This window comes from Rhodococcus sp. EPR-157 (genome assembly GCF_001647195.1).
In the GTDB taxonomy this organism is placed as follows: Bacteria; Actinomycetota; Actinomycetes; order Mycobacteriales; family Mycobacteriaceae; genus Rhodococcoides.
The window spans coordinates 1-2957 of record NZ_LVCV01000013.1 but is presented as its reverse complement, the minus strand read 5'-3'; the positions used below and the strand labels follow the sequence as shown (position 1 = coordinate 2957).

The 2957-nt window shown below is 67.7% G+C and carries 1 protein-coding gene and 1 pseudogene; both read left to right on the top strand.

Translation table 11 applies throughout. The annotated features are described in order from the left end of the window. The first annotated feature begins 166 nt into the window (after positions 1 to 166). A complete protein-coding gene (locus tag A2J03_RS00375; protein ID WP_068368144.1) occupies positions 167 to 2341 on the top strand; it encodes a hypothetical protein in 2175 nt (724 codons plus the stop codon). Between the two features lie 3 nt (positions 2342 to 2344). Then, positions 2345 to 2957 (top strand): annotated as a pseudogene (locus A2J03_RS00370) (hypothetical protein); the annotation flags it as partial.

Here is a 2957-nt window from a genome sequence, read left to right as displayed (position 1 = left end):
CCACCGACATCTCGTTGGTCTGGCAGGACGGGGACTGGAAGGCCAAGGACTGGTCCTACCGCCAGGGCCCGCGCCCGGAAGACGCGTCCTACCCGGCCGCCGATTCCGCGCTCGGCGGTCAACTGACCGCCGGGTACTACACCTTCTACATCGACTAGGAGAGAACATGATTCGCCGTCTCGTTCTCATCGCGGTCACCGCCGCACTGGTGGCACTGTTCGGATCACCCGCTGTTGCGCTCGCCCAGCCTTCCGCCGTTCCCGCCCCCGCACCGGGGGCGGTCACCGCCCAACAACCGGCATCGAGGCTGCCCGCGCACTTCCCGGACGATCTCAAGAAATTCATCGGCGGCACCGAGGAATTTCGGAGCGGGCCCTGGTTCACGGGCAACTGCGCAGACCACGGCGGCGACCTGGGAACCTATATCTCCCAAGCACTCACGAACGAAAACCGGCTCCTGTACTGGACCGCATCGGACGAGAACAAAGCCGTCATGCTCGGCGGTGCGGGCGCGGTCGGCTCCGACCGGCAGGCCCAGGCCACGGCCGAGATCACCCGTCAGGCCGTCGCCGACGGGACCGAACCACCCGCCGACGCTCTGCCGACGGTGTTTCCGGCCGGGGACACCAGCTTTCACCCACCGACCGGAACCTGCGCCGAGGACCTCGCCCGGTGGGGCACCAAGGAATGGGGCACATGGGGCTTCGCCTGGGCGCAGAGCCCGGACGCGGACTCGCTGACCGCGATCAAGGCGTTGCCCGGTGCCGACAAGGTGCCCGACGCCGCCTGGTCGGACCCGTGCTCGCAGGGTTCGGGCGACCAGTACTGCATGCACGCCTTCTTCGTGGACTGCTCGAAGGCCGAACGGGCAGATTCGAGCCGCTGCCAGGACTGGAATCTGTCGATCGGGCGGTTGTTCGCCGGCACCGCGAACTGGATCGACAAGAACACCTCGTTCACCGAGCGCCTCGAGGACACTCTCGGCAAGGTCATCGCGGCCACCCCTCAGTACAAGCTCGGCAAGGCCTACCTGCAGGCGTTCTCCTGGATCTCGGGGGCAGCGAACGACGTCGTCGACTTCGTCACCGATCCGACCACCGTGATCGACGACTGGGTCAACGCCACCAAGAGCGGGGCACTCTCACTCACCGACGCCGTACTCCGTGGGCTGACTTCGACCGGCGACTTCGATCCCACCCAGCAGTGGTTCGTGACCTACTACGCCGGATCGACGGGTCTGGGAATCATGGTCATGTCGCTGGCGGTACTGCTGGCGATCATGCGATCACGGCACAAGGGCTCGCCGTCGGAGCTGGTGACCAACGTCTTCGGCTACATGCCCGCCGGGGTGGTGATGATGCTGTTCTCCCTGGCCCTGGCTCAACTGCTGATCGAGTTCGCGTCAGTGCTCACCGAGGGCATCGCCAGTTTCAGCGGCTCCACGATCACCGAGATGGTGCAGAACATCTACGCCACGATGGGCACGCTGAACAAGGACACCGTCGTCGGCGGCTCGATCGTCGGCCTGGTCTTCTTCGGGATCCTGCTGCTCGGTGCGATGTCGGTCTATCTGGGTCTGCTGATGCACCAGATCGGGCTTCCGCTGACCGCGTGCGTCGCCGGAATCGGCTACGGCATGTGGGTGCACCCGACGTGGCGGACCAAGGCGCTGCGGCCACTGTTCACGTTCGTCGGCATCGTGCTCAGCAAGCCGATGCTGTTCTTGCTCATCGCGATCGTGCTCGCCGGGGCCAACAACGCTCTGCTCTCGGGCGGCGGCGGCTCGGGCGACCTGACATCGCTCGGGGCTCTCGTGCTCGTCGGGGCCTCGATGGTCGTCGTCGGCCTGGCACCGTGGGCGATGCTCAAGTGGGCACCGATCCTGCCGACCAAAGCCGACTCCGAAGGGTTCGGCGGTGGTGGCTCCGTTGCCGGTGGTGTCATCGGAGGCGTGGGCAGCTCGGCCCTGTTCCGCAGCCGCAGCGGCGGTGGTGGTGGCGGGGGCGGGTCGACCGTCACACCGCGCTCGACCCGCTCCGGCGACGGCGTCGACAAGGCCACCCGATCCACGCATTCGACGCCGTCGACCAACTCCACCCCCGGCCACACCACCGGGGCCGCCCACAGCGGCGGCGCAGACAAGGGCGGGGCGTCGACACCGAAGCGCTCGACCATGGGAATGGCCGGCCGACTCGGCGGAAAGCTCGCGACGGGATCGGCCGCGACGGTCGCCTCGGCCGGGGCAGCTGCGGTGCCGATCGCCGCGCAGTCCGCAGCAGCGGCGATGAACAAAGCCAAATCCAGTGCCGAGTCCGCACCGTCCGAAGCCGAAGGCAGGTAAGCGATGTCGACCGAGATCGTCGAGCACGACAGCGAGCAGAGAACCTCCATCCTGGGCGGCGAGATCGCGCGCCGCGGCATGACCGGGATCTCGGCACCGGTGCTCATCACTTGGACCGCGGCTCTGATCATCGGCGTCGTCTACTACTTCGCCGCCGGCGGTGGCGCGATGACCGTCGGGCTCGTGGCCGTGTTCTACGTCGGGGTGTTCGCCTCGACATACGAATTCGGGGATGTTTCCCTGGCGGCACGGCAGTTGCACCGACTGCGGAACTGGTCGCGGATGCGGCGCGGGGAGCACGTCTACCGCAACGCCGACGACCCGGCCTACGGGAGCACCGATCTCGACCCCGGCTGGGAGTACCCGGTCCCGCTCGGGCGGACCGCCCCACTCGACGTCGCCGGCACCGGCCTGGACGAGATGTTCATCGTCCGCACCGCGAACCCCGGCGAGCGGGCCTACTACACCGTCGTACTGTCCGTGCAGGGCCTGGCCGGCGGGCTGCGCACCGACGCGGCCTGGGCGACGACCTCGGAGAAGTTCGGTCTGTTCAGCGCCTCGATGGCCCGCAAGACCTCGCTCATCCGCGGAGTTCAGCTGATCCACCGCTCCATTC